Genomic DNA, 24787 nt, shown 5'->3' with positions numbered 1-24787 from the left:
CTTCTCCTTTAATTTAAAGCCATAATATAAGAACGCATCGTTTTGTCTGTTGGTAAAATTCGTCGATACTCATTCAATTTTCTAAGATTTTTTCTGTCCGACTCCATATAGTTTTTGATTGCTTTTACTTTGATTTCATCCTCAACGGTATACCAGGGATTCCAAATGTCACATAAAGTTCTTTCTGTATCATAAGCTATAATAGGATTCCCATAGCGACTTTTTATTTCAATCTTACCTAATTCATACCATTCCGCTTTTGTATAGTGTAGCTCAACTGCGAATTCCTTCAATCCTTTTTCAGAAACGTGATAACCGTAAGGTACAGTCAGATCGATCTGTCTAGGGATCATATCTGTTAAATCATACAAATCTAACGCGGTAATATGTGAAATAATGCCGCGTTCATATTTTTTTTGCGCCATAAACAATTCATCAGGAAATTGACCAGGTAAGGTGAAAAAACCTGGATACTCTCGATCCAGCTCCCCTCGATCTACCATACGTTTGATCGTTACAGGAGAAATGCCCGCTTTTTTGGCATCCTTCAAAGCCAAAGTTCCATTAAATTCTTCTAGCAGCTTGTATACCATTGCTTTTGTCATTTTCTCCCTCCTTTGTATACGTATAAACTTATAAAAACAGTATAACATAAGTTTATACGTATACAATAGTTAGGAAGATTTTATCGATCTAATTCGATTTCTTTTTGAATCCTCTGCTGGTTCTTCAATTGCTGCAGTCTTCGTTTGCTGGCACGCATTTTTTCCTGTTCTGAACGAATTTTGGCTTTTTGATTTTCGATTTCTTGTTGTTTGTGTGTGGTATTACGCATAAGATTAACCCTCCATTATTTTGCAGTGCGGCGTGTTCTTTTCTTGAAGTTCGTTTTTTTCTTTTCAGAAAATTCAAAGCCTGTAGTGAAGTCTTCTTTTAAAACAATCGTTGCTTCAAATGAACCCTTCTGACCTTTTAACCCTTTCACTGGTTGGCTTGTTCGGCTATTTTGAATGATCTCCTTCAGCTGTGTCGCTGTGAGTTTCTTTTTGGCAATCGTTGTCCATAATTTAAAATCACAGGCTTCAGACGTACAAGCTGCCACCTTTTGATAGAGCAAGACTTCTTGTTCCTGGCATTTTGGACAAATTCCTAAATGACGCGCGGCTTCTTGCTTTTCACTGGCTGCTTTCACTTCTTGTAACGTCGATCCAAAATCAGTGGATTGGATTTGCCCTGGTACGACTTCCAATAAGTGAGAGACAAATTTTTGGATATTGGCTAGAAAAGTGGTTTGTGTTCCTTTTCGTTCACCGATCTTTAACAAGTAGCTTTCCCATTTGGCGGTCATTTCGGCGCTCGTAAGCAGCGGCTCTTTTTCCACGGCTTGGCAAAGCAAAATCCCTTTATTCGTCACCACGAGCTTATTTTTCTCTACCTTGATATATTCCTTTTGTTTCAAGGTTTCAATAATATTCGCCCGTGTCGCTTCTGTACCGATTCCTTCCACTTCTTTCAATATGGATTGCGCTTCTTCACTATCCACGGTTTTCCCAGCTGTTTTCATTGCAGTGATCAACGTACCTTCGGTATAAGGTTGTGGTGGCTTGGTTTCTTTTTCAAGAACTTGTAGATCCACCGTCACCATTTCTCCTTTTGTCACTTTAGGAAGTAGCGGCTCTTCTTCCTTCTCTTTTCCGTCGCTCTCTTTTCCAAATAACTTCTTCCAACCTAGATCTAGCGGCACCTTTCCGATTGCCTTTAACTGAAGCTGCTGAACTTGCGTCAAGATCGTTGTTTCTTCATAGGTATACTTTTCCGCAAACATGGCCACCGTTGTTTTTAACACTTGTTCATAAATAGCCTGCTGCAGTGGACTTAGTTGTTCAAAAGCCGCTGCTGTCATAACCGTTTTTGTAGGAATGATCGCGTAATGTTCCTGGACTTTCTTATTATTCACATACCGACTATTCGGTGTATGAATAGGAGTCGGAATCGCTTCGGCTTTTAAAAAATGCTTGTATTCGTCTAAGTGATCCAACAGATACGCATATTCCCCTTCCGTAATATAAGGGGTATCCGTTCGCGGATAGCTTAGATATTTTCCTTCATACAACCCTTGCATGGCTTCCAAAGTATCTTTGGCACTAGCTTTCATGAGTTGATTCATTTTAGACTGAAGGCTCGATAAAGAAAAAAGACGTGGGCTAGCCGCACTTTTTTTCTCTGTTTCGACTTGAAGGATCGTACCTGGCTGTTTTCCTAATTGAACACCTTTTTCTTTTAAATAGGCTTCAAATGCTTCTTGTGTCGCTTGGGTTTCATTTGGATCAAGCTTCGCATCAAATGCGCCATTTTGAGCGATTACTTGGGCTTTTCCTTCAAAATATGGTTCTTTTTGGAAGTTTCTAATCTTTTCCTGCAATTGATAAATCATATAGAGTGTTGGGGTTTGGACTCTACCTAAAGAAAAACTTCCTGGTATGCCTTTTTGCTGCAAGAGTAAACTATACAGTGGGCTACCGTTCATCCCAATTAACCAATCGGCGATCTGACGTGCTTGTGCTTCTTCAAATTTTGGATAGGTCTCTTCTGCGTCTCGTAACTGTTGGAATCCCTGATAAATGGCTTCTTTTTCTAAGGAGTTGATCCAAAGTCTTTTAAAGGTTTTTCCTTGATTGGCGCCTGCTTGTTGAATGATTGACCAGGCAATCAGCTCCCCTTCACGATCGCTATCAGTCGCGATCACAATCGTATCAGCTGACTGCAGCTGTCGTTTGACGACACTAAACTGCTTTTTCTTATCTTTAGGAACATGATAGTGGTATTGATTGGGGAAAATAGGCAAATGTTCTAATGCCCATTGTTTCCATTTTTCATCGTACATATCGGGCGAATCTAACTCGACTAAATGACCAAAACCATACGTGATCACAGTTTCTCCTGTAAACAATCGATCTTGGATCTCAAAATACCCATCTTTTCGGGTAGCTTTAGAAAAGCTATCGGCATAAGCCTTCGCTTGTGACGGTTTTTCTGCTAAAATGACGGTTTTCATAGTGACGACTTCACTCCCTTTCTTGTTGTCTGCCTTGTTGAAACAACATCGCACGTTTTTGCTTTCTGATTTCTTGTTGCTGGATCTCATGCTTCAATTGATCATTCCAATCCTTTTTCACTTCAGGTACAAATTCATGTTCATGCTTTTTATAGCCTTTGTAGTATTGTTCTGCTTTATAGGAAAGAAGGATTCCTGCATTAACGTCTTTTATGTTGGCTTTTCTACTATAAAAACGATCAAAGTTGTATGTTCCATCTGCGCGTTCACATACTTTCAGTTCCTTCGCGACCGTGGTACATGCTTCTTTCAAATCAATTGTTTCTACTGGTTCGCCCTTCGCCAACATCTTTCCAAACGTAGATTGAACATCATGAGCAGACACCAATTGATTTGTCAGCTGTAAATTAGTTTCAGTTTTGTGTATGGCCATAATTGCTTCAGGTTCAACACTCATTTCTTTTGCGACTGCTTCATAAGTAGCTTTGTATTCTTTAGGTACTTGCCAATCATTTGGAATTCCTCGCTCACAACGGATTTTCTTATTGGTAAAAGGATCAACGATTCCCTTCATCTGTTCTTTTTCATAAAAAATATGTCCTGCACGATCATTGTCCACACATACTTCAATCGATTGAGGAAATGTTTGTTTTCGACTTAATTCAGAAATCGACTCTTCAACGTAATGACTGATTACATGATGTTTTAACCCGTCCATCGAAACTAACCAGGCATCTTGTAGTTTCTCCCGATTCAATGCAGCGTAACTTAACAGATCAATACTACTTTCAAAGAATTTTAAATGCTTCGGATCGCCTATTTTTAAATTAAATCCGTGATTTGGCGTAGGATTCTTGTCAATGTGTTTATACGTTCCCCGTTTACCGAAACGATTAAAATCGACGATCGTTCCTTGATAACTTGCCCCTACTGTCTCTCCTGTCTGTGGATCTTTCCATAAAAAAGCAACCGCATGATCTAAACGGTCGTCTCCAACTAAAAAATTTTGCCGTTCATGTTTCGGCTTTAGTTCAGCAATCAACCCTTCTTTTTCTGCATAATCAATCAGCCACTCTGGTAGTTTTCGTTCTTCCTTCAGATAATTCCTTCCTTTTTCTGTGAGTGGTTGATAATCAACGGGGTGATCTTTGTACTTTTCTGTCTCAAAATGAAGATTTTCCACTCGTTCTGTTTTGTCTTCATTCTTTAGAATAAAATCAGTGGCTGCTTTAAATTGTTGCTTAGGGTCTTGGATCTCTTTGTCTATGAAAAAAAGTTTAGCTAATTCAATAATGTCGCCACTAATATTTTGACTGTTCCAATAAAAACGTTGTTTTCTTCGATCAAAAACAAATGAATCATGGTCTTCTAAGCGATAGTCTCGTCCTTTATTGACTACAGCCATTCCATTGTTTCGAGCAAAATCCACTATATCGATCTGTTTACATCGATCAATAAGACTCATTTTTTTCTCGGTCATTTTAAAACCTCCCAAAAGAAAAAAGACTATCCGTTTTTCAGATAGTCTTTTTTACTTGTTTTATACACGTTCTTTTTGTGACAATTGTTGTTCATAATAGATTTCATTTTTTCGTTTTGCCACTTCTGACACTGTCTCAAGTGAAAATCGGAATGGATTTCCTAGCGCAAATTCTTCTGAAGGTAACGCCGTTTGGATCTCTTTTCCATAACTTTTTCCTTTTAAAATTACTTGATTATGCTGCGGATCTTCAATAAACGCCGCATCCTTCAAATGTAACGTTCGACCCGTATCTTCTTCCATTACTTTCCCGTCTTTCTTGTCGATCCAAAGTGAACCAACAGGAACAATATTCTTTTGTTCTGCCGTTTCTACAGTATTTTTATGCTCCTGCTTCACTTCTGCTGGTTGGATCTCTGGTTCTCTTTCTCTGTATTGATTGATTTCATTAGAAATGGTTTGAATGAATTCATTTGCGACACGGCTGACATCATTCATGATTTTCCCACGTTCCGCAGCTTCCTTATCATCCAACGTCTGACCATTCTTCGTCCATGCTGCAATATAAGGAATAGCTTTCTCCGACGTGTCCATTCCAAAATGTTTGCACACAATATAAGAAGTCATTTCTGCCTGCAATTCTTTAGTTGCGGTATCTAATTCTGAAAATTTGTGCATTCTTGCATGGGCTAATTCATGAATACTTGTAGCTAAATGCTGCGTAGGAGTATTTCGAGTATTCATGACGATTTCTTCTTCGCCAGTAAATTCGTTACGAACATACGCCCCACGTGCTTGTCCTAATTCTCTTTGATAGACTTCACTTTCTGTCATATCTCGAATTTGTATTCCAATATTGTTGGCTACCGCTTGAATCCCAGCTTGAAGTTCTGACTGTCCTTTTTTATCCAATTGAAAATCAAAGACACGGTTCGGAAAGATTTTCGGATAGTCTTCAGGTTTTAACTGTGTTTGTGTGATATCAAACACTTTTTCAATCGTGTAGTAAGTTTTTTTGATCACTTCGATTTGACCACTTTCGATTCGTTTTTTATCTTCTGGTGTAGCTTCTATTTCTCGAACAAAGCCACGTCCTTTCTCATAAAATCCTTTGACCGTTTTTCTGACAAAGATCTTGTTCCCTTGTTCCCCTTTTTTGATATAGATTCCTTCTTTTTTCAACGCGGCACGACCTAAACAAGCCGTTGCACCTGGAAATTGTTCCTCAATCAATAATTGATTTCTAAAGGATCGTTCTGGAAAACGAGACATAAAGTTCAAAAGTTCTTTGACGTCTTCAGGAGAATGAGTATGCTTTTTCACCGCATCCAGTGCCTGTTGCGAAAGGGATTTAACTTCTTGTTTAATCTCTTCTGCCGTTCGTTTTTGATAGCCCTTTTGTTTTGTTTTTGTTTCTTTCGACTGCATTTGTTCTTTCGAAACAGGTTCATTTTTGACCGATTGTTTTTGTTCCTTCTCAGGTACTTGTTCGCACAATTTTGCTAACTCTAAATAGATGGGTTGATTACTGTTGACGCCATCCCCTAGATCCATTCGGATCTGATCGACTACTTCTCCGTTCTTCACTTCTTCAAAATAGAATTTATAATAACCTGCTTCTGCGGCGTATTGGTTATCCAACGTTTTGAGTTGATCGATCAATTCGAATGTTACGATCTCCCCACCATAACTTTTCAATCCTTTTTCTGGATCATTTTCGTTGAATTCTACTCGATAAAAATGATCGTTTTCTTTCTCCTTCAAAGAATCAGTTGGTACAGCCTCTTCAAGTAATTCACGAACAGCTGCTTTTTCCTCTTCCGACGTGGCTTGGTATTTTTTAGATTCCTCAAATTCCCCGTTTTCATTCAGTTCTAAAGTGACTTTTCGATAGCCTTTCAGAAAATAAATGGTCGGATTTTTTTTCCATTGCGTCACTCGTCCGCTGTCAATGATTGCTTGTACTTCAGGAAGAAGGTTTTCTTTTCCTTTTTCCGATCTTTCTTTCAGCTGTTCTAATGTTTCCAATTTCCGTTGGTATTTTCGGATCGTAGCGGCTGAAAAAGTCGATTCACCTTTTTCAAAGCGTTCGATTTCTTCTTTGATTCTTGGAATATTCTCGATCGTCATATCCAGTCCGCCGTACTTGTTATAGCCCATTTCCTTTATCTCTTCTTGTCTTTCAAGTTTTTCTACTTGTTTTTCTTGTTGCTTGATCTCTTCTCTCAGACTATGCACTTTATTTTCGATTCGCTCTTGTTGCCTAAACCAAGAATGCCCATTTCTCTTATCGTTCATTGGTTGACCGTTGGTCTTTCTCTGGTGTTCAAACATCTTTTCAATTTGTTCGTTTAATTCATTTTGCAATCGTACTAATTTTCTTTTGGATTTTCCCAAACGACTATTGTCTAGTGGTTCTTTTTCTTCTGCCATGTCCGTTTCCTCCTAAACAAATGGATAATCTTCTGTCGCATCGACGAACGTCTTCGTAGTCAGATTTAACGTTAAAATATCGCCACTTTGATAAGCTTTTGCCGCTTTGTCTGTGACGACAAAAGATCTGCCTGTTTGAATTTCTGTCACAAAAACGAGATTGTCTCTGCTTTTTTCAACAACAACTCCAATAGTTGAATAAGCCATTTCTTCTTCCTCCTTTCTTTTGATATAATGTAGTCGGAAATCGCACCACTCAATAAATTGGCGGAAAACAATTCATTGAAAAAAAGAGTCCTGGACAATCACGTTCAGGACTCTTTTACTTCTTTTATTCACTTAACAACTAACACTCTGTGAGTGAAATGGACTCTTCAATGCTTTTACATGGAAAGTTATTGATTCCCTCTTCATTCATTTCCCAAGTAGTATAATAAGGTGCTAACTTGCCCTCATATTCTTGAATGATAAAATATTTTTCACCATTCACATGATTACAACAATACACACCAGTAGCTGGGTACTCAACGACTAAAAATTGATTTGGATCAAACTGTTCGTTTCTCAACATTTCTCTTATCTGGAACAAATGCTCTTTTTCCAAACAATCGGGAAGTTGTTCGATTCGTTCTTTTTTTAGTGATCCTTCTATGACTTTCCATTGATTCAAATATCGTTTCATTTCTCTTCCTCCTACTGTCTTTCTTGTTCCATTTGAATTCTTCGTTGTTGCTCTTCGTATGCTTTACTTGCGTGGTATTTTTCTTCATGGGCATTAATCGTTCGATTTAATTGACGTAAACTCCGCTGCGTGACAACTCTTTGTTGGAATTGTTTCCTGCGCTTCATGAATTCTTCGTAACTATATTTGTATTCATTCGTTGGCAATTGTTTAAGCGTTCGAAAGGATCGTTCATTGTAAATAGATTGCATCTGATCAACACTTTCTATTAATGGTTTTATTTGACTATCCTGTTTCTTCAGCTCTGTTAGGATGGCATTTCCTGTGCGCTTTTTTAAATCAAAGAGAGCGTTTTTCTCTGTATCCTTTGATTCTCTCTTGCTTTCCCCATAAAGACTTTCTGCTTCTTCTTTCAATGCTTTTGAAATCTGTATATATTCTTGATATTCAGGTTCTTTTGTTAACACATATTGGGTTAACTCGTCGAGTTTCTCTCTTGTGTATGGTGAAAGTTTAGTTCGATTTTCATCCCCATAATTCCATTCCGAACGTTTTTCAGGTAAGGTTCTATATACTTCATTTAATAAGTTCATTGCGTGTCGATCATAACGTACTGGCTCTTTTACCACTTTTGTTAAGCTGTTACGCAAATCACTTTTTCGTGTCAATAAATTTCGTTTCTCCATACCAATCATTCGATCCTTTTCATAAGAAAAACGTTCTAACTCATGTACATAATTGGTCTTCATTGCGTCTAATGTTGCTTGTCTTCTCTTACCTTTCGGTACGATATAACTCACACCATTTTCAACCTCAGTGTAAGGTTTACGCGTATTTTCTTTTTCAACAACTGCAAAATGAATATGGATATGTTTAGTATTGCGGTGAATCGTTGCCATCCAGTAGCCTGTTTCATTCAGTTGCTCTTTCTCGAATAATGTCTCCATCATTTTTCTTCCAGCTGCTTTTAACCCTTCTTCATCTAAAGTATCTGTTTTGGTATCGTACAATCCTATTTTTTCAAGATAAGAATTATCATGAGAGACAACATCTTGATAAATGATTGAGCCTTTTTGTTGTCCTCTTTGGAAGATTTGCTTAATCTCCTTCAGATCACTTCCTTTCACTTCGTCTGAAGCCATAGAAAAAACTCCAGGAAGATTTCCTAAAGCTTTTTTGTGTGGCTCTGTTTGATATTTTTTTATTGCTTGGTTCAAGCGTTGGTATTCTTTTTGTTCACTTTGCGTAAGTTCTTTCTTTTGTTCTAACGCATAGTGACGGGTCATATAAGAAAGATATTTGGTAAAATCTTGTTCCTCTAACTTGTCAAAATTGATCCCATTTCCCATCAAAGATTGAGCTTCATTCGACGTTTCACTGAATTCTTTATCCGTCTTACTCTCCGAAAAAGTTTCTCCTTCAGGAATATAAAAATCCTCTAAAGCATTCTTGATTCGTTGCAGTTCCTGTTCTTCTTCAGGCGTACGTCGTTCCATTTCTTCCAGCGCTTTTTCTCTTGTCATATAATCAATGTATGTTGAAAAAGATTTTTTATTGGGCAAGGTAAATTGACAAGTAAGAATGACTGCAGGCGATTTATTCATCACGTTCCCCTTCTACTTTTTATCTTTTTAGAATCTTCGTTGGATCAAATGGATCTACTCTGGCATGAACAGATTCATTCACAGGTTTCTTCAACTGAGGGGAATATTTTTTGGTTTGATTAGATTTAATTTTTCCTTCCACACGTTCTTTTGCTTCTTGGTAAACCGTTGAATTTGTACCAATTAGTATTCCTGTATCTTTCAAATGAAGATCTGCAAACTCTGAAACCATTTCGGTTAAAATAGAAATTTCTTTACTCATTCCATTCAACTTTGCTTGATTGGAATTTACTTTTTTCTCCATTTCTGGATCATAATTCATACATAGAAACCGAACGGCTTCACTATAGTTTTTAACTTCTGCATGAGTAGAAATAATCTCATCCAACACATCGATATGTGTTTGGTGAAAGTAAATGTGTTTGTCTATAACCTTTGCCATATCAAAGTTCACTTCCTCTATTTTGCTCGATCAAGATTTCTAAAATACGATTGTTTTGGCTAACATATTCTTCTAATATCTTTGTGTTATAGCTTTGAATTTCTGAAAACTTTTCTAATAACTGATCAAACTTTTCTTTTTTATATTCCATCAAAGGACGATCAAAATCATTTTCTATTAGTAATTTTAAATAATCGTTACGACTCCATTTATGACCCGTACGGTTACTTAGTTCGTCACATCTTCGATCAATTTCTCTTACGATTTTCTCATCCACATTTCTTATTCTTACTTCCATATTAATTCCTCCAATTTAAAAAGGATAGCGAAAAGGAGCCTACCCTTTTTGCTATCCTACTACCCTCCTTTTACTATCCTTCACTATCCTTTCACTATCCTATTTTTAAATATTTTGTTCCCACATTTATTTTTGAGAAACGTAATAGGCACAGCCTATTGGAACGCTTTTTTTAAAAAGTGTTCCCACGTTTCCTTATGCTCTTTAAAAAATAAGGTGTTTAAATGGAATTTTATATTTTAGATTCCTTGAACTGTTCCCACTCATCAATCAATTGGCTATAAGTAGCCATTAATTTTTCTTGCTCTTGTTGCTCTCGAATCGACAAAAAATCAGTTTGATCCATTAATTCTAAATATTCTGTTCGGTATTCAATGTTCACCATACCCGCTTTACTACATAGTAATTGATCCTGATTTTCTTTCACTTTGAATAACTGCTCCTTCTTTAAGATTTTTAATTCCGTGCCAACTATAAGCACAATTCTGTAAAGAAGAATCATTTTCAAAGGATTCTCCTTATTTATTCATCTTTCATAGGAAGTTCTAAATCACCACTTTTCCTAAAACATATGGTTGGTTTTGTTGAATATTACTCCCATCTAACCACAATTTCCCAATGCCATATCGTAGACTTGCTTCAACTTTATAAAAATTGTAGACCTCTTTTCTTCGGTCGATTGTTTTCGTCTCCTGTCCATCTTTTAAAATAGATCTGATGCCCTTAACGGTCGCTTCTTGAATACTCGTATGAACAACATCCGTATGGATCAGCTCCTCATACTTTCCAAAATCAACGTAATACTCATAGCCACTCAGCTTCGGAATTAGATCAATAACCATTTCTTTTTCGATTGATCTTTTAATAAGTTTCATGAATACATAACCAAACAAAGCGAGAATAAATCCTACTTCAAACAAATACATATATCGATTTATAAATTGATCGATCGTCGTTAAGAAGTTCTTTATCCCCTCTACCGTTCTTCCAGATTGCTCGGACCAATCTGCTAGAGTCGTTAACATACTGCCTAAGATAAGTAAGTCCAATAAACTTTTGAAAAGATTACTCATTGTTAAATTTTTCCTGACAAATTGAACGAGTAAGTAACTAAAAATAGAAAAGCACATGACACACATTAATGTTATTACTACCGTGAATATAATTGACGCCGCAATCTGTTTTGGCTCACTTAACAAGTAATAGGCCACCACCAAATAACCGATTAAAGTAACCATAAGTGAAGCCATGTAACTAAAAAGTTTTCCTATTGGCCATAATTGCAGCACCCAAAATTCCTTTCGTTTGCTGTTTCTTTTCAGAGGAAACCAGGTGTGTTCAATCCAGTCGTCCGATTTCATTTCGATTTCTTCCCTAAACTCTTTCCTCTTATCTTGCCAATGAGAAGGCATGAATTCGCGTATTTCTAAACATAAAAAGATCAACATAATAAACGATAGTAGACTCATGAACCAATTAAATGATAAATCTTCATTGGTAAACCAAAGAAAAATTGTACCGACGATAACAGCTAAACTAAATAAAAAAGCAGCTATACCTAAGGTGATATAGCTGATCCATAAACATTTTTGATATACTTTTTTCACATAAAATCCTCCTGTGTTTTTATTTGCTATCAGCTGTAAAGTATTTTTTAGCAGCTAAATACAAAGCTTCAAATGATCTGAATTTTAAGGTATCTAAATTCTTTCTACCATTCTTCAACTCAGATATTGTCGTGTTAGATAGCTTCACTTCTTGACTTATTTCTTTGGCTTTTACAACTTTAAGATAGGCTTTAATCAATACTTTCTGCTCAGCGAAAGTATCTTTGCCGACCAAATTCGCTCGCTTCATTTCTTACACTCCACCTGTTCTTCTAAATATTTTCTTGTCTAATACGATCAATTTTTTCTTGAAGTTTTTGAATGATCTCTTCTTGATCTTTCATTTGCGCTTTTGATGTTTCAATTTCTTGCTGGTAACCATTAATCTTATTTTCAGTATTTTCCTGATCATCTGCGACTTGATAAGGCAATTGGTCTTTTAGTTTATTCACTAATTCTTCATTCAAATCAATGGTTGCTTGCAAGGATTCAATCTGTTTTTGTGCTGCTTTTTGTTCTTTCTTGTATCCTTTCACTTTGTAATTGATCGCATGTTGTTCATAATTATCATCTTTCACTTGATCCTTAACCTTATCTTCGTGAACGTAATAAATCAGATCTTGTGGTTCTTGCATATCCACTTTTGGATCAATTTTTTCAGGAACAATGGTTAAACGCATGGCGATATATTCTTCTGGTACATGTGCTAATTTCACTACAAAATAATCATCAGACACCTTGATCAATTTGGCTTTTATTGCTTGATAATCACCTTTAGCTGTCTTTACTTCTACGCGATAATCAAGATTAGCCAGTTCTTTTAATAAGCCTTGATCCTCATCGTCAATCGCAAATTCAAAAACTAATTGCTGATTCGCTCCTTTTTCTTTTGATACCATTGTCAGTTCTTTCGTGTTTAAAAAAGCGTTCGTGCTTACCTCATCTGGTATGTTTACCTTCTTATGCGTATAAATCGGACTAGCAAGAATCAAAAAGCCGAGAATCGTAAAGATTCCCAGCCATCTAAGATAACTTTTCCGTTTTTTAAAACGTTGTCTTGCTCCTTTTTTCTTACTCATTTTCTTCCTCCTAACGAGTGAAATAACTAAAGTCTGTGACTTTCCATTGACCATCTACTTGTTTTTCAGTGACAGTTAATCCACCTTTTATTTTTTGCGGTTTGACATCTTTGAATTGAGGATTGCCGATTGTATAATCAACAAATACGACAAAATTTTGTTCCTCTTTTACACTGCTTGTTTCAGCGTAAGTTTGCACGTCACCTAATGTAAAGGAGTAACTTCCATAATCATCATGTTGGTGATCATCATCTGCAGGACTTAATTTGTCGATCACTTCTTGGGTTGCGACATCTTTTAGTTTTTCCGTTAATTCATTTCTGCTTAGTGATTTATCAATGGCCAATTGACCGAACTCTTCTGCCGTCTTTCTTTGGGCATCTGTGACTTCTTCTTTTGCTTTTGTACCGTCTTGTTGCTTCAGCTGATCGATTTCTTGGTTTTTCTCATTGATGGTTTGATTTAACTTGTCGATCTTCGCCTGTGCCTCAGAGGAATTTTTTTTGAGCTTCTCAGACGCGTTTTTAGCCACTTCTTCAATTTTATAGGTATTTGTCGCTTGTTCCTCTTTCAGCTGCCAAAAGAGCGCGATATTGCCAATTAAGCTAATGCTGAGTGCAGCTGTTAAGACGATTTTTAACGTTTTATTTTCCATATTTTTTCTCCTGATCTATTTTTTGCTGCTATTCAAAAATGGTAATGGATCGATCCATGTACCATCATCTGTGAATGCGTGTCCTTGTGCTTGACGCCAATCCATTCGAGTGAAGCCTAAATGCAAGTGTGCTGTATCTCGTATCCCGATTACTTGACCAACTTTCACTTGATCTCCCACTTTCACACGGGAATTTCCTGTACTATTTGCAAATTCTTGATATACCATATTCAAGCCGTCGTAATTAATCACGATCACACACGCGCCCAAACCTGAAATACCAGGATTTCCAACGTACACGACTTTTCCTCCATGAACCGCATGAATCTCACTTCCTGGATGATCAACTGAACCAAAGTCTAATCCATCATGGAAACCATTCGGACGGAATTCACCGCCTGGATTCGTTCCAAATAATTGACCACCGCTGAAGGAACTTTTATCTAAACTGCTGCCAGGGAAAGGATTCGTCCATTCACCAGTAATCGTACCGTTGTCATTTCCGCCTTCTCCCCAATGTTTGATCGCAAATTCATCATATTCTGTTAATTTATTTGAGGTAATAATCGACATACAACCTGTATAATAAGGACTATCTTCAGTGATTCCTGCAGCTGCATAACCACCTCGTCCTAAAATCAATAAGCTTGCGCCAGGGCTTTTATTTCCTACGCTTGCATTAAAGTTTGACTGCGTAGCTACCATAAATCCGTAATAAGAGAATGCGGCTTTTGAGTTGGGAAACTTCATGTACCAGCCACCTTCAATACCACCAATTCCTCGTGCAGTACCCTTTGGAAACAAGCAACCATCAAACCAGGTAATTCCGAAAAAATTCAAGTCGTTTTTAGCAGATAGAGACGTTCCAAATGCCGATTCATACCCGTATTGCGATAGGATCACACTTGGCAATAATTTGTATTTTACGGCTGCTCCTACCGCATATTGCGCAATTTCATCTGAAAATGGGCCTCTCCCTTTGATTTCTTTATAAATCGGTAATCCTTCCGAATATTCTCCTGTAAAAGCTTCGCCACCACTGCTTGAATCTGAATCCGAATTATCAATCGAACCCGCCGCAAGTATTAGAAAAAGGGTCACGAACACAGTGATCAAAATAGTCATCAAACCTGCAGAAGTACCAAACAACCACAAAAATAAGCGTCGCTTTGCACGACGCTTAACATACTGCTTGATTAAACTTTCATTTTGGTTTTCCATTATTTTCCTCCATCAAACAATTTTAATTGACGTTTGTTCGGACTAAAATGAACACGAATGGTTTCTTTTGAGCCAAAATTGATCACAGCGTCTCCTTGATTTTGTTGAGGAATGGATTCTAATTCTGAGTTCGTCATTGATTTACCAACTAATCCTTCTATATGACGTAAAATAGATTCATCCATACGCATAAAGATCTTCGTAGAAGAAAATTCAAAAACTTTCTTCAGTTTCGAGAAGTTATCAGAAGACATATTTTCTGGCACCATTTCTTGTGGGGATTGTGTCGCTAAAACAGTCATTGCTTCTACTTTACGCATTTCTCGTTGGAAGTTTGTGACATAATTTACCGTTTCAATGAAATCTGGATTAATCGCATTATGGCACTCATCAATCATCGCCAAGAAGCGTTTGAAATCTTGTTCTTCCATTTGTTTTTCTTTAATTAAACGTCGTTGTCTTCTTCCTTGAATCAATGCCTGATTCCAAATCAACGTCATAGCCATGTACATTTGACATTGTTGCACCCCACGATCCAATCCAGTAATAGAGTCAATGTCAAAAAAGACCAACTGTTGTTGGTCAAGGTGTCGAATCGTACTATGACCATCAAAAATCATGCCATACGTCTCACATAAGGATTCTACGATGGATTCCATTTCTTCTTTTCGATTCTTTTTCTCTTGGGAAGCACCTGGTAATTCCAGTTGTCCTAAGAAGTCTAAAAATTCTTTGAATGTCGGATAAGCTTCTGGATCTTTCCCTGTGACTTGCGTATCAGTATTTGAACGCGAGTTTGAGGAAGTAAAGCCGCGTGGTACTGTTCCATACTCTTCATAAAAACGATTTAAATAGGTCTTAAATTCTGCTTTCATCGTTCCTTTTAGCTGAGGACTCACTAACTGTACCTGATAGACCACTTTGTCTAAGTGTGTTTGATAGGACGCTGCTTCATTGATCTTCAAATCTTTGACTGATCCATCGTCATATAAACTGGATGCTTCATCATACGTCCGTGTGGCAAATATTTCTAAAGGATTGATCATCCCGTCAGATCCGTCTAAGCGCACCATAATACCGTTATATTCCTTTAAGAAAGGAATAAAGTCTTTTCCCTTTTCAAAGCCCCAAATAAAGTCTCCTGCAGCTAAATGGGCTTCCGCGATCATTTTAAGAACGGTCGATTTACCAGCTCCCATCATTCCTAGAAGCAAGGTATTAGTAGACAACCGTACACTATTTTTATACGTTGCATTCCAGACAAATGGGCCGCCTGTCATGGTTTCCCCATATTGTGTACCTCCTGGATCTTTTAGCGTTTGGTGGTGGAACGGGAAACCTCCGCCAATGTTTAACGATGGTAGTGATTGCCCTTTGATATTTCCGAACCATTCAGCTTGTTCATCGAACATGGTAAACATCGATTGCCAATCTCGTTTGGTTTTATGCAGATAAGTCACCGCACGATAATCCATCCCTTTTAGATTTTCGATCAGTTCCTGCGCCCGTTCATCTACTTCTTGAATCGTGTTTCCGTAAACATGTACTCTCACTTTGACTTGTTTAGAAATTTCACCATTAGAAGTCAATTTTCGGGCATATTCCGCTAGTTCCAGGTATTCTTCTGCGCTTTTATTTCGGTCAGTCGCTTTTCGTTCGTTATCTGATCGATCATTTAATTCATCTAAGGCACGATTGATTTGATCAATCACTTTTTGCTTTTCATCTGTGCTAACATCGAGTGTGGCCACTGTATGAGGATTGTTCATGAGATTGGCCAACCAAAAAAGCGTTGGATTTTTTGTGTAGTGATAAACTGTCACACACCGTGAATAACCATTTCCATAGGTCACATACTCTTCATCGAAATTTAATCCACCTTGTGGCATCACTTGTTTTAAAAAATCTAAATCATACCCTTTGGATTTTAAAATTTCGATTTCCCGATTTCCTAGTTGCTTTAATGGATCAAGTACTTTTTGATCATTTTGTGGTGAAAAAGCTGTTTTAATCGCTTCTAACATGTACAGTCACCTCTTCTTGTTTGATTCTTTACTTGGTTAAAAGATTGCCCTTTTCCCAACTTACTCAGGCTTAAAGTGTGAGAAAATTTTCTAGTGATCTCTTCCTTCGGAACATCATTTTCTAACCATATCAACGGATATTTCATTCTCTCTTCTCCATTCCTACTCATCATTCATATTGTTCATTCGATAAAGAATCTTGATCAATTCTTTTTTGTAGAGTGGTTTTAACCCTAAAATGCCACTAGATCGCATTAACTGACGATTTCTGGTTTGTAAATCCTTGATTGTCTTTCCTTCAATGACGAAAAAGAAGCTTAAGTCAGGACGTTCTTGTTCTGCTCGTTTCAATTCCTGGATTTCCTCTACTAATTTCTTTTCATATTTTCTTAATCGCTGTAGATTTCTTCCTAAGGATTGTTCCATACGATTCTTATCTAATAATTGCCGCTTTTGTACGATTTGTTCCGTTAGATCCGTCTCTGTGGTCAAACTAACTAACTTAATTGTTTGCACATACGTACGCATGACGGTGGTCAACTGATTCATTCGTTCTAGTTTCTCTTGTTCGTTTAATCCTTCCACGTCTGTAGAAACTACACGATAATAACGTTGAAAATGATCTTCTTTAGTAACTAAGACTCCCTCTTCTGTACAGGATTTATAAGGAAATAAATCCAAGATAGATCGTTCTTCTGGTTTTCCAAACTGCAAAATGGATTTCTTATCAACTGAATTTTGTCCTTTGACTCGCATTTATTCATCCTCCTTATACGTACCATGATAATTTCGGTTAGGATCTAACGCATGATAGTGGTTCTTATCCGCAAAGAAAATAGATTCGATAATCGCAAAAATTTGTCGTTGACCTGGGTTATTATAAGGTCGCCAAACAATCACTAGAGCTATCGCAATCCATAAGCCATAATTCAAGAGTGCAAAAAAGAGTGGTAAGTGGACAAGATTATTGACTATTTTCGCCCAAAAAAAGCAACCACCAAGCGTTAATAGATCTAAAAAGAAAAAGGCGAAAAACTTCCATTCCCCACTAAATCTTGGAGGATTTTTCATGTTAATATATTTATCCATAAATGATTTCTCCTTTTCATACATAGAAAAAAGGCCTAACTCGTAGGCCTTTTATGATTTGATATCCTTCAATAATTGTTCTTTCAATTCATTGTTCCTGTTTTTAGTTTCTCTTGTTACATTTATTTTTGTTGGTGCAGTAAATGCCACATTTGCTGGTTTGTAACCTGTGTGAACTTTTTGAATAGGTTCTGGTGCAGCTTCTCTTGTCACAACATTTTAAACGGACGCATTCCCTGTCTCCCCACTTTCAGATAAATTGTAAGAAACAGTTGTCAGATTTCCATTTTCAGGCAAACGACTTGGTTTCATTTGAACATTACCTGCAGTTGATTGATGAACAAAACTTTGATCATTCTCCTTGAATTGATTCAAACGACTATCTTTCATTGGTAAATTTTGTGCCTTAGGTAAACCAATTTTCGTTGATTTTTCAGTTCCAACTTCGACTCCATTATCATTTGGCAGATCGATGGAATCATCATCCGTTTGTACTTCTTGATTTCGTTTTGGTAAATCTGAAATGCGCTTTTCATTTTCAGAATTAATGTTAGATTTATAACGATATTGTTCTGGATCTGTTTTTGGTAATTGACCATTTTGTCCTTCTTCTGAATTTTCGTTAGAATGCAACTCATCTTGGTGATCTTTGGCTGAAGGAATCGCTGCACCTTCTTGATTTTCTTTTTCGGTTGTTGTATTAGCTTTTACTGCTGCATTGACTTCTCCTTCACCATACGCATCTTTTAGTCCTTCTTTGACTTCTGAAGCTTTTTCTTTTTGTTTTTCTAGTGTTTCGGATGGATTCTTCACAGCTTCAGCCAGTTCTTTAGCTCTCGTGCCGTCTAATTTCTCTTCTAAGGTGTCTTTGGCTTTTTCTGTAAGATCTTCAGCTGTTCCTTTTAACCCACGTTCATTGACGTAACCAAGACCTTCTGCGGCTTTAGAAACACCATTTTTCGCTTTCCCGAACATTTCGGAAACTGTTTTCTTACTATTAGGTACAGTTGTAGCTTTATCGTCTGATTGTTCTTCCCCGTTATCAGGGGTAACATCTTTTCGATTGCCAAATCCATTTTTACGAATATCATTTAAATTGCTTAAACCACTCTTACCAGCACTTGCAAGGTTTTTAGCTCCGCTACCCACATTTTTCGCAATATTTCCTAAGGCAAACATGCTAAGAAGAGAATTGCTGCCGTTTTTCAGACTCGTATCAACGCCGAAAATTTTCGTAACTGATTGAGAGCCTTTGAATAGCGCAATGGTTAGTACAATTAAAGCGACAACATACAAGAATCCATTGATCTTTCCTGCCGCATGCAAATCACCGATACCTGAAAGCATTAATGTATAGATTCGTAATTCTAAAATCGTAAATGCCAATAACAAGAAGGATTGAGAAATATCTTCTATAGCACTTTTCATCCGTTGTCCTGTCTCAAAGTCCGTTGACGCGGCAATCACTAAATAGAATTTTTTAAATACCAGCTCAATAATGCAAGTAACAATCGTAAACAAGATAAATAAATAGGCTACCGACAAAGAAGATTCACCAGCTAAAGTAATACCTGGACTACTAATGTATCGGCGATAGCCTGAAGTATACACATATTTTGCTAAACCTTCATCACTAATTTGAACAGGGATTTCTTTCCCATTATCGTCTAACTCTAGTCGATACTGTAATGCCTTTAACCGATCTTTTTGTACTGTACTAATATCACTTGATTCAGACATTTTCTTAGCTTGATCAGGTGTAATAATCCCATTGATATTCGCTGTTTTAAAATTTTTCGCCGTGAGAGCATTTCTTTTGTCTGTTGGTATGTGTTCTACTTTGTTCGGATCATTTTCTAGTAACGTACTCACATCAATCACATTATTTTGAATAATTTGAAAAGCAGGTGAACCAGTTTTATCTGCTTTATTTGCTGCAGTCACGTCTCCGTAAAAGTTTTTACTAATATTTAGCCCTTCATCGATTAAAGAACTACCACCAAAAATCAAAATCATGGCCATAAATAGATTAACCAAGATATTTTTGATTTTTGGTGGATGTTTACTCATAAAAAATTTTAAGCCTAAATAAATTAATGTGACGACACAAAAAAGAGCCAATACCTTACTAATCAAACTTTGAAACAGTTCATTAACACCAGCGGCGTTCAATAAGTCTTTTAAATCAAAGCTTTGATAAATTGTTTTTTCTAGTAAAGTATTGAGATTATATAACCCTTTAATCAAACCCCATAAAAAAGTATTACAAATCCAACTGAATACATCTTGATACTGCAGATAATTACCATAATCTTGTAAGACTTTCGTTACGGTTTTGGGATCTGCATCCCCATCCCCAAATAAGCCTGACCACCAGTCGGCAATGCCGGAAAATATTCCTCCAATGATCATTCTTTCACCGCCTTTTCAGCTTCTAGCAAAAGTCGTTTCCTTATAACCTCTGTAATTTCTTCATTTTGATGCAATTTTTCAAGGTATTCTTGCAAACGATCTATTTGCTTCTCTTCATAAAATTGAATAAGTAACTTTTGTGCCGTTGAGTTGTCTAAAGATTGAACGATTTTAATAAAAATGTTTTCTTTAGCTTCCTCTTCTATTTGATCGTGCATATTGTGATAAAGTCGACGTGCATAGATATCAGGTAGAAAATAATCGTAATCAATTTGTAAAGCCTTAAGATCCAAGTCCGCATGTGTACAATGTATGTCTATATCATTGATATCCCACGATGGATTGAAATCTTCAATATATTGATAAGCATAAGGAAGATTCGTTTCCCCATGATTAAAAATAGGATACGGCCGTATTTTATGACCTTTCAAATCTTGTCGTTTTAAAGGAGCGAGTACAATCGTTTCACCTTCTAAAAAAGTAGAAATTCTTTCAGGAGTTAAGATACGATCTGAATCAACATTGCGATTGATATGAGTATTCATACCTAATGAATTGATGGTACTGTTCTCTTGTTCAACCGTCTTATTCCCCACTTTTTTGGAAAACTCTTCGATGGTATTATCGTCTGTCGACATAATATAAATATGTGTCTGACAATTTTCTTTGATAATCGCTGCGTTTTGTTCCCCATACTTCGCATAAAGTTGCTGATAGGATTGAATAAACAGATCCCACAACATGTTTCTACCAGCTGTGACTGTCATGATTCCTTCCATATTATCCATTGGTGGCATATTCCCAAATTCATCTAAAATAAAATGAATCCTACGGTGACATTTATCTCCTTTAGTCTTAACACATTGCGTAGATAATTCTTTATACAACTGACTAAGAAAAATACTAACAATGATATGGTTAGATGGATCATAATCAGGTGTGAGCATAAAAATAGCCATTGGTTTATCGGTATAGTGCATCCGAATAGACTCTACTAATAAGTTACTTTTATCCTCATCTAATGTTAGAACAGCTTCTTTTTCTAATTCTGGTAAATGGGTTTCTCCTCGTTTTTTTCGATAAACGATATTTCCCTCTTCGTCTTTCAATACTCTTTGAGAAAACTCATACCAAGCAACATATTCTTTTCCTTGATGATCGTATTTTAAGCAAACATGATCTCCCTGCTCTAAATGACAATCAAAGTTGATTTCACAAAAACCTCTATAACCTACTTTGACACGTTCCTCATGAAAATTTTTCCCTTGATGATAAAACTCTACAACAATTCGCTGATTTAACAGACTCTCGTGTAGTTTGAGATCCAAATACTTCGGAAAACCAATGGACTTATAATCAATGGTTGATTGAGAAGTCATTTTCGCAATTTTCGTTAGGGTAAATGGATTCAATCCTGTGATTGCCGTCGATAAAATATTCCCTTTTGCTTTATCAGAACCAATTTTTGTTGCCCCATATTGTTTTTTTGCTATGTTTCCAGGTGGTAACTGATTCATGAATTCATCTAAGGCATTAAGTTGTTTGTAATCATTCTCAGGATCTTGATAATTAAAACCGCCAATTTCAGAAAGAAGCTCAACAAGATTATTGGGTGTTAATTTGGAGTAATCCCCTGTTTGATCGGCTTGTTCTAACAACGCAAAAATAAGCGCATTTACAGCTTTCTGCGCATTTTCGTTAAAGTATTTGTTGTCTGAAGCATTGGCATCATAATAAATCGTATTCGTAAAAGTATTGGTTAACTGCGTTGCAGTATCTATGTCTCCTCGCTTCCAGTATTTCACGATGAGTGCCAATGGATTATCACTCATTGATTGCAGTGGATCGGTGATATTAAATGCATACACATCATACCCTCTAGCTTCTAGTTCATCTTTACTAGCAACATATAATTCTGTTTTTGGATCATTAACAACCATTGAACTTTGTCTTTCTGCACGAGACAAATTGTCAATGGTTGCTAAAACTTCTATCTGTCCTTTCCCTGAACGGGAAGTACCAACAATACAAGTATTTACTGTATCCGTCTGAATATACCAGTACTTTTTATAATGAGTAATTGGTATTCCGCCATAACCAGGAAAACCTCCCTTTGATTCTGGTATTTGCGGATAGATTTGTTGGATTTCCTTTAACGTTTTTAATCGGTTATCTCCTTTTTGCCCATCTGCTAGAGGACGAAACCACATGTCCATTTTCAATCCCATAAGTATAGCTGGAACAACACAAATCGTAGAAACAACTAAACGTGTGCCTAAACTTGTTGTTGGGGTCAAAGGATTCCAAAAACCAGTTGAATCAAAATGGAATAACTGCGGCATTTCTTGTAACTGAAAAATATTCACTCCTTGTAAACTTCCTGGAATAATCTCAAATCGATGAAATGCTTCTGGTATTCTTGTAACAACATAGTTTAAAGGAAGATAAGCTAATCCACTATAAAAAATCTTTTGAGAAATACGTTTGTCATGTTTTTCTGGTAGCTCTTCTCCTGAAGGAGTATAGCGATAGAAATGAGAAAGATACCTATTCTTTTCTAAATTGAATCGTTTGTCTTTTCGTCTCGTTGTTTCTCTAACACGCATTATTTCACCTCATTTGATTCTGAACTTTCGGAAGTGTTTGATTGTACAGTTGAATCGCTTGATCCTTCTTTAGCCTTACTAGGATCACTCTCTTTGCTATTTTCCATACTTGACTCTGTTGTTGACTGATTGGTACGATTCAATAATTCTTCTAATTGTTGTTCATACTCTTTTCTTACTTGTTCTTGGGCTTCTTCCTTGATTGACGTCGTTGTGGCCACAGAATCAGCCTGTGAAGATTGATTGATATGATTAAAAGCAAATACTGTTCCTCCACCTAGAAGCAAGCTTAAACTTGCAATACATCCCACCATCCATCCGTTAAAGGAACGCTGTGGTGAAGGAGTTAAATTTTCTTGGTTGTTCACTGGCGTTTGAACAGCAGCTACTGGTTGAGGTTGTGCTAGATAATTTAACTGTGCTTGTCGCAATGTATCCATTTGTTCTTGACGTTCCTTACGAGCAGCTGCTTCTTTTTCCTTTTCTTGCTCTAACCGTTGTTTTTCTATCGCCATTTGTTGTTCCGCAAGATCCTGTTCACGTTTTTTTAGTTCTAATTGTTCGCGCTCTTTTTCTTTTTGCCGTTGTTTTTCTTCTTGTTCTTTCAATTCTTGTTGTTGAATTTCATACTCTTTTTTCCATTTTGGAATTTGTACTTGTAATTCTTGCTGGATCTGTTCGTGTTTTTCCATAAGAACTTCAGTCGTTGTTTGATATAGCTTATTCAGTTGTTCATTTAATTCTTTGCTAATCTTTAGCTTATCTGTACGCAAACCTCGGTAAAATTCTTCTTTTCGTTCTTTAATACGTTCTTTTAACAAGTTTTCTTTTGCTTTCGATAACGCTTCTTGATTCGTCTGAGTAAAATTATTGATCTTTGCTACACACAAGGAATACGCATTGTCGCGTTTCTTTTCGTATCGCTTTTTAATTTTTTGTACTTCTTCTTCAATCACTCGCTGTTCTTCTTTATTTAGTTCCTCTTTTGCTTTCTCCCAATTAGACGACTGTTCCGTCGCATACTCATTAATTTCTTGATCTGTTTCTTGTTGACGTTCTTCAAAGGTGGCTAATAAATCTTCTTGTGCAAGCTCATGCCAATTTGTTGATTGGACAGACTCTAACTGTTCTAAAAGTGTGCCTTTACCCTGTGAGATTAATTCTTCTTTACTCTCTAAAAATGCTTGATAGGTTTGGGGTAATTGATATTTCGAATAAAGCTCATTTAAAAGTAATTTGTTTTTTTCTTTCATCCATTCATGCTCTGGCGGATATTGATCCAAAATATAATCAAATATAGTTGCCTTTTGTATCTCTATTTCGTTTTTTTCTACTTCTTCACTGATAAGTGGTTCAATATATTCCTGAGAATCCCCTTCAGTCCATGTTGACTCTTCATTAGCTTCAACTGGATCAACTTCTACTTCGGCCGTCTCTTCATCCTCCATTGTTTCTTCAAAGGGATCTACCTCCAATTGACCCATCACATCGTTCTCTTCCTCAAATATCGATTTCTGAGTCGGAATATCAGCTTGTTCGTCAACATAGACTGTCTCTTTTTCTTTTGACTCCTTCTTTGGAAATATTGGTCGTTCCCATGGTACTTCTTCATTTACTTCGACTTCACTCCCTTGATTCACTTTTCTTTGGTCGCTCTCTAACTCTTCTTCTAAAACTTGTAAAAGTTTTTCGTTTCGATAAGACTCTTCCACACTCATAGTTTCATCCGTTTCTTTAAACACATCAAGGCGGATTAAATCCATCAATGTAGGATAGAAACCTTCTGAAATTTGATAATCCAGTGGGCCAAAAACGTATTCTGTACCAGCTTTCTCTATTTTTCCTTCTGTGTCATGTAACGTGAGAGTCAACTTAACAGAAGATCGACTTTCGTGTTCCAGTACTTTCCCTAACACATGTAGCTGTTCTTCCGTTTCAATGACAGAATATTTAATTGTTTTCGGTAAAAAAGAAGTACGCTTTCCTACTTCCTTCGTTGCTTTTTTTATTAACTCTTTATCTGTTTTGGTATTGCCTGCAATCGTAAAGTACATGAGTATTCTCCTTTCATAAAAAAGGAGTAAAAAGTATCGACTACTT

At 36.7% G+C, this 24787-nt stretch carries 21 protein-coding genes and 1 pseudogene; all 22 read right to left on the bottom strand.

Translation table 11 applies throughout. The features are described 5' to 3' along the window. Positions 1-8: 8 nt before the first annotated feature. The 22 genes and pseudogenes from AB3I27_RS13040 to AB3I27_RS12935 all read right to left on the bottom strand — a co-directional run bounded on the left by AB3I27_RS13040 (position 9) and on the right by AB3I27_RS12935 (position 24741). Entirely contained in the window at positions 9-605 is a 597-nt protein-coding gene (locus AB3I27_RS13040; RefSeq protein WP_002295629.1) for a type IV toxin-antitoxin system AbiEi family antitoxin domain-containing protein, read from the bottom strand. An 80-nt stretch (positions 606-685) separates the two neighbouring features. Further along, complete coding sequence (locus tag AB3I27_RS13035) at positions 686-835, bottom strand: hypothetical protein (RefSeq protein ID WP_002295632.1); 150 nt, start codon at positions 833-835, stop codon at positions 686-688. Positions 836-850: 15 nt separating this feature from the next. Next, positions 851-3055 (bottom strand): type IA DNA topoisomerase, encoded by a 2205-nt coding sequence (locus tag AB3I27_RS13030; RefSeq protein ID WP_002295634.1) that lies wholly within the window; start codon positions 3053-3055, stop codon positions 851-853. Between the two features lie 10 nt (positions 3056-3065). Beyond that, on the bottom strand, positions 3066-4535 hold the full coding sequence (locus AB3I27_RS13025) for a toprim domain-containing protein (protein WP_002335351.1): 1470 nt from the start codon (positions 4533-4535) through the stop codon (positions 3066-3068). Between the two features lie 60 nt (positions 4536-4595). Further along, positions 4596-6968: an ArdC-like ssDNA-binding domain-containing protein gene (locus tag AB3I27_RS13020; protein WP_002335352.1), complete on the bottom strand. Its 2373-nt coding sequence runs from the start codon at positions 6966-6968 to the stop codon at positions 4596-4598. A 12-nt stretch (positions 6969-6980) separates the two neighbouring features. After that, entirely contained in the window at positions 6981-7175 is a 195-nt protein-coding gene (locus tag AB3I27_RS13015) for a hypothetical protein (protein ID WP_002295639.1), read from the bottom strand. Between the two features lie 139 nt (positions 7176-7314). Next, positions 7315-7650, bottom strand: coding sequence for a hypothetical protein (locus tag AB3I27_RS13010; RefSeq protein ID WP_002295640.1), 336 nt, complete (start codon positions 7648-7650; stop codon positions 7315-7317). An 11-nt stretch (positions 7651-7661) separates the two neighbouring features. Further along, positions 7662-9254, bottom strand: coding sequence for a MobP2 family relaxase (gene mobP2, locus AB3I27_RS13005; protein ID WP_002335353.1), 1593 nt, complete (start codon positions 9252-9254; stop codon positions 7662-7664). A 19-nt stretch (positions 9255-9273) separates the two neighbouring features. Further along, complete coding sequence (locus AB3I27_RS13000) at positions 9274-9696, bottom strand: hypothetical protein (RefSeq protein ID WP_002310988.1); 423 nt, start codon at positions 9694-9696, stop codon at positions 9274-9276. A gap of 1 nt (position 9697) precedes the next feature. Continuing rightward, a complete protein-coding gene (locus AB3I27_RS12995) occupies positions 9698-9994 on the bottom strand; it encodes a hypothetical protein (protein WP_002299246.1) in 297 nt (98 codons plus the stop codon). Positions 9995-10226: 232 nt separating this feature from the next. Then, positions 10227-10496, bottom strand: a complete 270-nt coding sequence (locus tag AB3I27_RS12990; RefSeq protein WP_002335354.1) for a hypothetical protein — start codon at positions 10494-10496, stop codon at positions 10227-10229. 43 nt (positions 10497-10539) lie between these two features. After that, entirely contained in the window at positions 10540-11601 is a 1062-nt protein-coding gene (locus AB3I27_RS12985; protein WP_002335355.1) for a hypothetical protein, read from the bottom strand. Between the two features lie 19 nt (positions 11602-11620). After that, entirely contained in the window at positions 11621-11851 is a 231-nt protein-coding gene (locus AB3I27_RS12980) for a hypothetical protein (RefSeq protein ID WP_002316063.1), read from the bottom strand. 22 nt (positions 11852-11873) lie between these two features. Next, positions 11874-12680, bottom strand: a complete 807-nt coding sequence (locus AB3I27_RS12975; RefSeq protein WP_002335356.1) for a hypothetical protein — start codon at positions 12678-12680, stop codon at positions 11874-11876. Between the two features lie 10 nt (positions 12681-12690). Continuing rightward, positions 12691-13335 (bottom strand): hypothetical protein, encoded by a 645-nt coding sequence (locus tag AB3I27_RS12970; protein ID WP_002321287.1) that lies wholly within the window; start codon positions 13333-13335, stop codon positions 12691-12693. Between the two features lie 15 nt (positions 13336-13350). Further along, entirely contained in the window at positions 13351-14556 is a 1206-nt protein-coding gene (locus AB3I27_RS12965) for a glucosaminidase domain-containing protein (protein WP_005877003.1), read from the bottom strand. Further along, positions 14556-16580 carry a VirB4 family type IV secretion system protein gene (locus tag AB3I27_RS12960; protein ID WP_002307536.1) on the bottom strand — a complete coding sequence of 675 codons (2025 nt, stop codon included), beginning with the start codon at positions 16578-16580 and terminating at the stop codon, positions 14556-14558. The genes AB3I27_RS12965 and AB3I27_RS12960 overlap by 1 nt, the downstream gene beginning before the upstream one ends. Before the next feature lie 162 nt (positions 16581-16742). Beyond that, a complete protein-coding gene (locus tag AB3I27_RS12955; RefSeq protein WP_002340492.1) occupies positions 16743-17336 on the bottom strand; it encodes a hypothetical protein in 594 nt (197 codons plus the stop codon). Further along, positions 17337-17669 (bottom strand): hypothetical protein, encoded by a 333-nt coding sequence (locus AB3I27_RS12950; RefSeq protein WP_002340493.1) that lies wholly within the window; start codon positions 17667-17669, stop codon positions 17337-17339. It lies immediately after the preceding gene. A gap of 51 nt (positions 17670-17720) precedes the next feature. Next, positions 17721-20081 (bottom strand): annotated as a pseudogene (locus AB3I27_RS12945) (pLS20_p028 family conjugation system transmembrane protein). Continuing rightward, positions 20078-22687, bottom strand: a complete 2610-nt coding sequence (locus tag AB3I27_RS12940; RefSeq protein WP_202781118.1) for a VirD4-like conjugal transfer protein, CD1115 family — start codon at positions 22685-22687, stop codon at positions 20078-20080. Before AB3I27_RS12940 ends, AB3I27_RS12945 begins: the two are co-directional and overlap by 4 nt. After that, the gene (locus AB3I27_RS12935; RefSeq protein ID WP_202781119.1) at positions 22687-24741 is read right to left on the bottom strand and encodes a hypothetical protein; all 2055 of its coding nucleotides are present in this window, start codon (positions 24739-24741) and stop codon (positions 22687-22689) included. Before AB3I27_RS12935 ends, AB3I27_RS12940 begins: the two co-directional genes overlap by 1 nt. Between the last annotated feature and the right edge of the window lie 46 nt (positions 24742-24787).

It is taken from the genome of Enterococcus sp. C46 (genome assembly GCF_040887565.1).
In the GTDB taxonomy this organism is placed as follows: domain Bacteria; phylum Bacillota; class Bacilli; order Lactobacillales; family Enterococcaceae; genus Enterococcus_B; species Enterococcus_B lactis.
This window is presented reverse-complemented; position numbering and strand designations above follow the sequence as displayed.

What these genes read in the sequence shown, in the direction of transcription:
- AB3I27_RS13040 (WP_002295629.1), bottom strand. Translation starts at nt 605, where the DNA reads ATGACAAAAGCAATGGTATACAAGCTGCTAGAAGAATTTAATGGAACT.
- AB3I27_RS13035 (WP_002295632.1), bottom strand. Translation starts at nt 835, where the DNA reads ATGCGTAATACCACACACAAACAACAAGAAATCGAAAATCAAAAAGCC.
- AB3I27_RS13030 (WP_002295634.1), bottom strand. Translation starts at nt 3,055, where the DNA reads ATGAAAACCGTCATTTTAGCAGAAAAACCGTCACAAGCGAAGGCTTAT.
- AB3I27_RS13025 (WP_002335351.1), bottom strand. Translation starts at nt 4,535, where the DNA reads ATGACCGAGAAAAAAATGAGTCTTATTGATCGATGTAAACAGATCGAT.
- AB3I27_RS13020 (WP_002335352.1), bottom strand. Translation starts at nt 6,968, where the DNA reads ATGGCAGAAGAAAAAGAACCACTAGACAATAGTCGTTTGGGAAAATCC.
- AB3I27_RS13015 (WP_002295639.1), bottom strand. Translation starts at nt 7,175, where the DNA reads ATGGCTTATTCAACTATTGGAGTTGTTGTTGAAAAAAGCAGAGACAAT.
- AB3I27_RS13010 (WP_002295640.1), bottom strand. Translation starts at nt 7,650, where the DNA reads ATGAAACGATATTTGAATCAATGGAAAGTCATAGAAGGATCACTAAAA.
- mobP2 (WP_002335353.1), bottom strand. Translation starts at nt 9,254, where the DNA reads ATGAATAAATCGCCTGCAGTCATTCTTACTTGTCAATTTACCTTGCCC.
- AB3I27_RS13000 (WP_002310988.1), bottom strand. Translation starts at nt 9,696, where the DNA reads ATGGCAAAGGTTATAGACAAACACATTTACTTTCACCAAACACATATC.
- AB3I27_RS12995 (WP_002299246.1), bottom strand. Translation starts at nt 9,994, where the DNA reads ATGGAAGTAAGAATAAGAAATGTGGATGAGAAAATCGTAAGAGAAATT.
- AB3I27_RS12990 (WP_002335354.1), bottom strand. Translation starts at nt 10,496, where the DNA reads ATGATTCTTCTTTACAGAATTGTGCTTATAGTTGGCACGGAATTAAAA.
- AB3I27_RS12980 (WP_002316063.1), bottom strand. Translation starts at nt 11,851, where the DNA reads ATGAAGCGAGCGAATTTGGTCGGCAAAGATACTTTCGCTGAGCAGAAA.
- AB3I27_RS12975 (WP_002335356.1), bottom strand. Translation starts at nt 12,680, where the DNA reads ATGAGTAAGAAAAAAGGAGCAAGACAACGTTTTAAAAAACGGAAAAGT.
- AB3I27_RS12970 (WP_002321287.1), bottom strand. Translation starts at nt 13,335, where the DNA reads ATGGAAAATAAAACGTTAAAAATCGTCTTAACAGCTGCACTCAGCATT.
- AB3I27_RS12965 (WP_005877003.1), bottom strand. Translation starts at nt 14,556, where the DNA reads ATGGAAAACCAAAATGAAAGTTTAATCAAGCAGTATGTTAAGCGTCGT.
- AB3I27_RS12960 (WP_002307536.1), bottom strand. Translation starts at nt 16,580, where the DNA reads ATGTTAGAAGCGATTAAAACAGCTTTTTCACCACAAAATGATCAAAAA.
- AB3I27_RS12955 (WP_002340492.1), bottom strand. Translation starts at nt 17,336, where the DNA reads ATGCGAGTCAAAGGACAAAATTCAGTTGATAAGAAATCCATTTTGCAG.
- AB3I27_RS12950 (WP_002340493.1), bottom strand. Translation starts at nt 17,669, where the DNA reads ATGGATAAATATATTAACATGAAAAATCCTCCAAGATTTAGTGGGGAA.
- AB3I27_RS12940 (WP_202781118.1), bottom strand. Translation starts at nt 22,687, where the DNA reads ATGCGTGTTAGAGAAACAACGAGACGAAAAGACAAACGATTCAATTTA.
- AB3I27_RS12935 (WP_202781119.1), bottom strand. Translation starts at nt 24,741, where the DNA reads ATGTACTTTACGATTGCAGGCAATACCAAAACAGATAAAGAGTTAATA.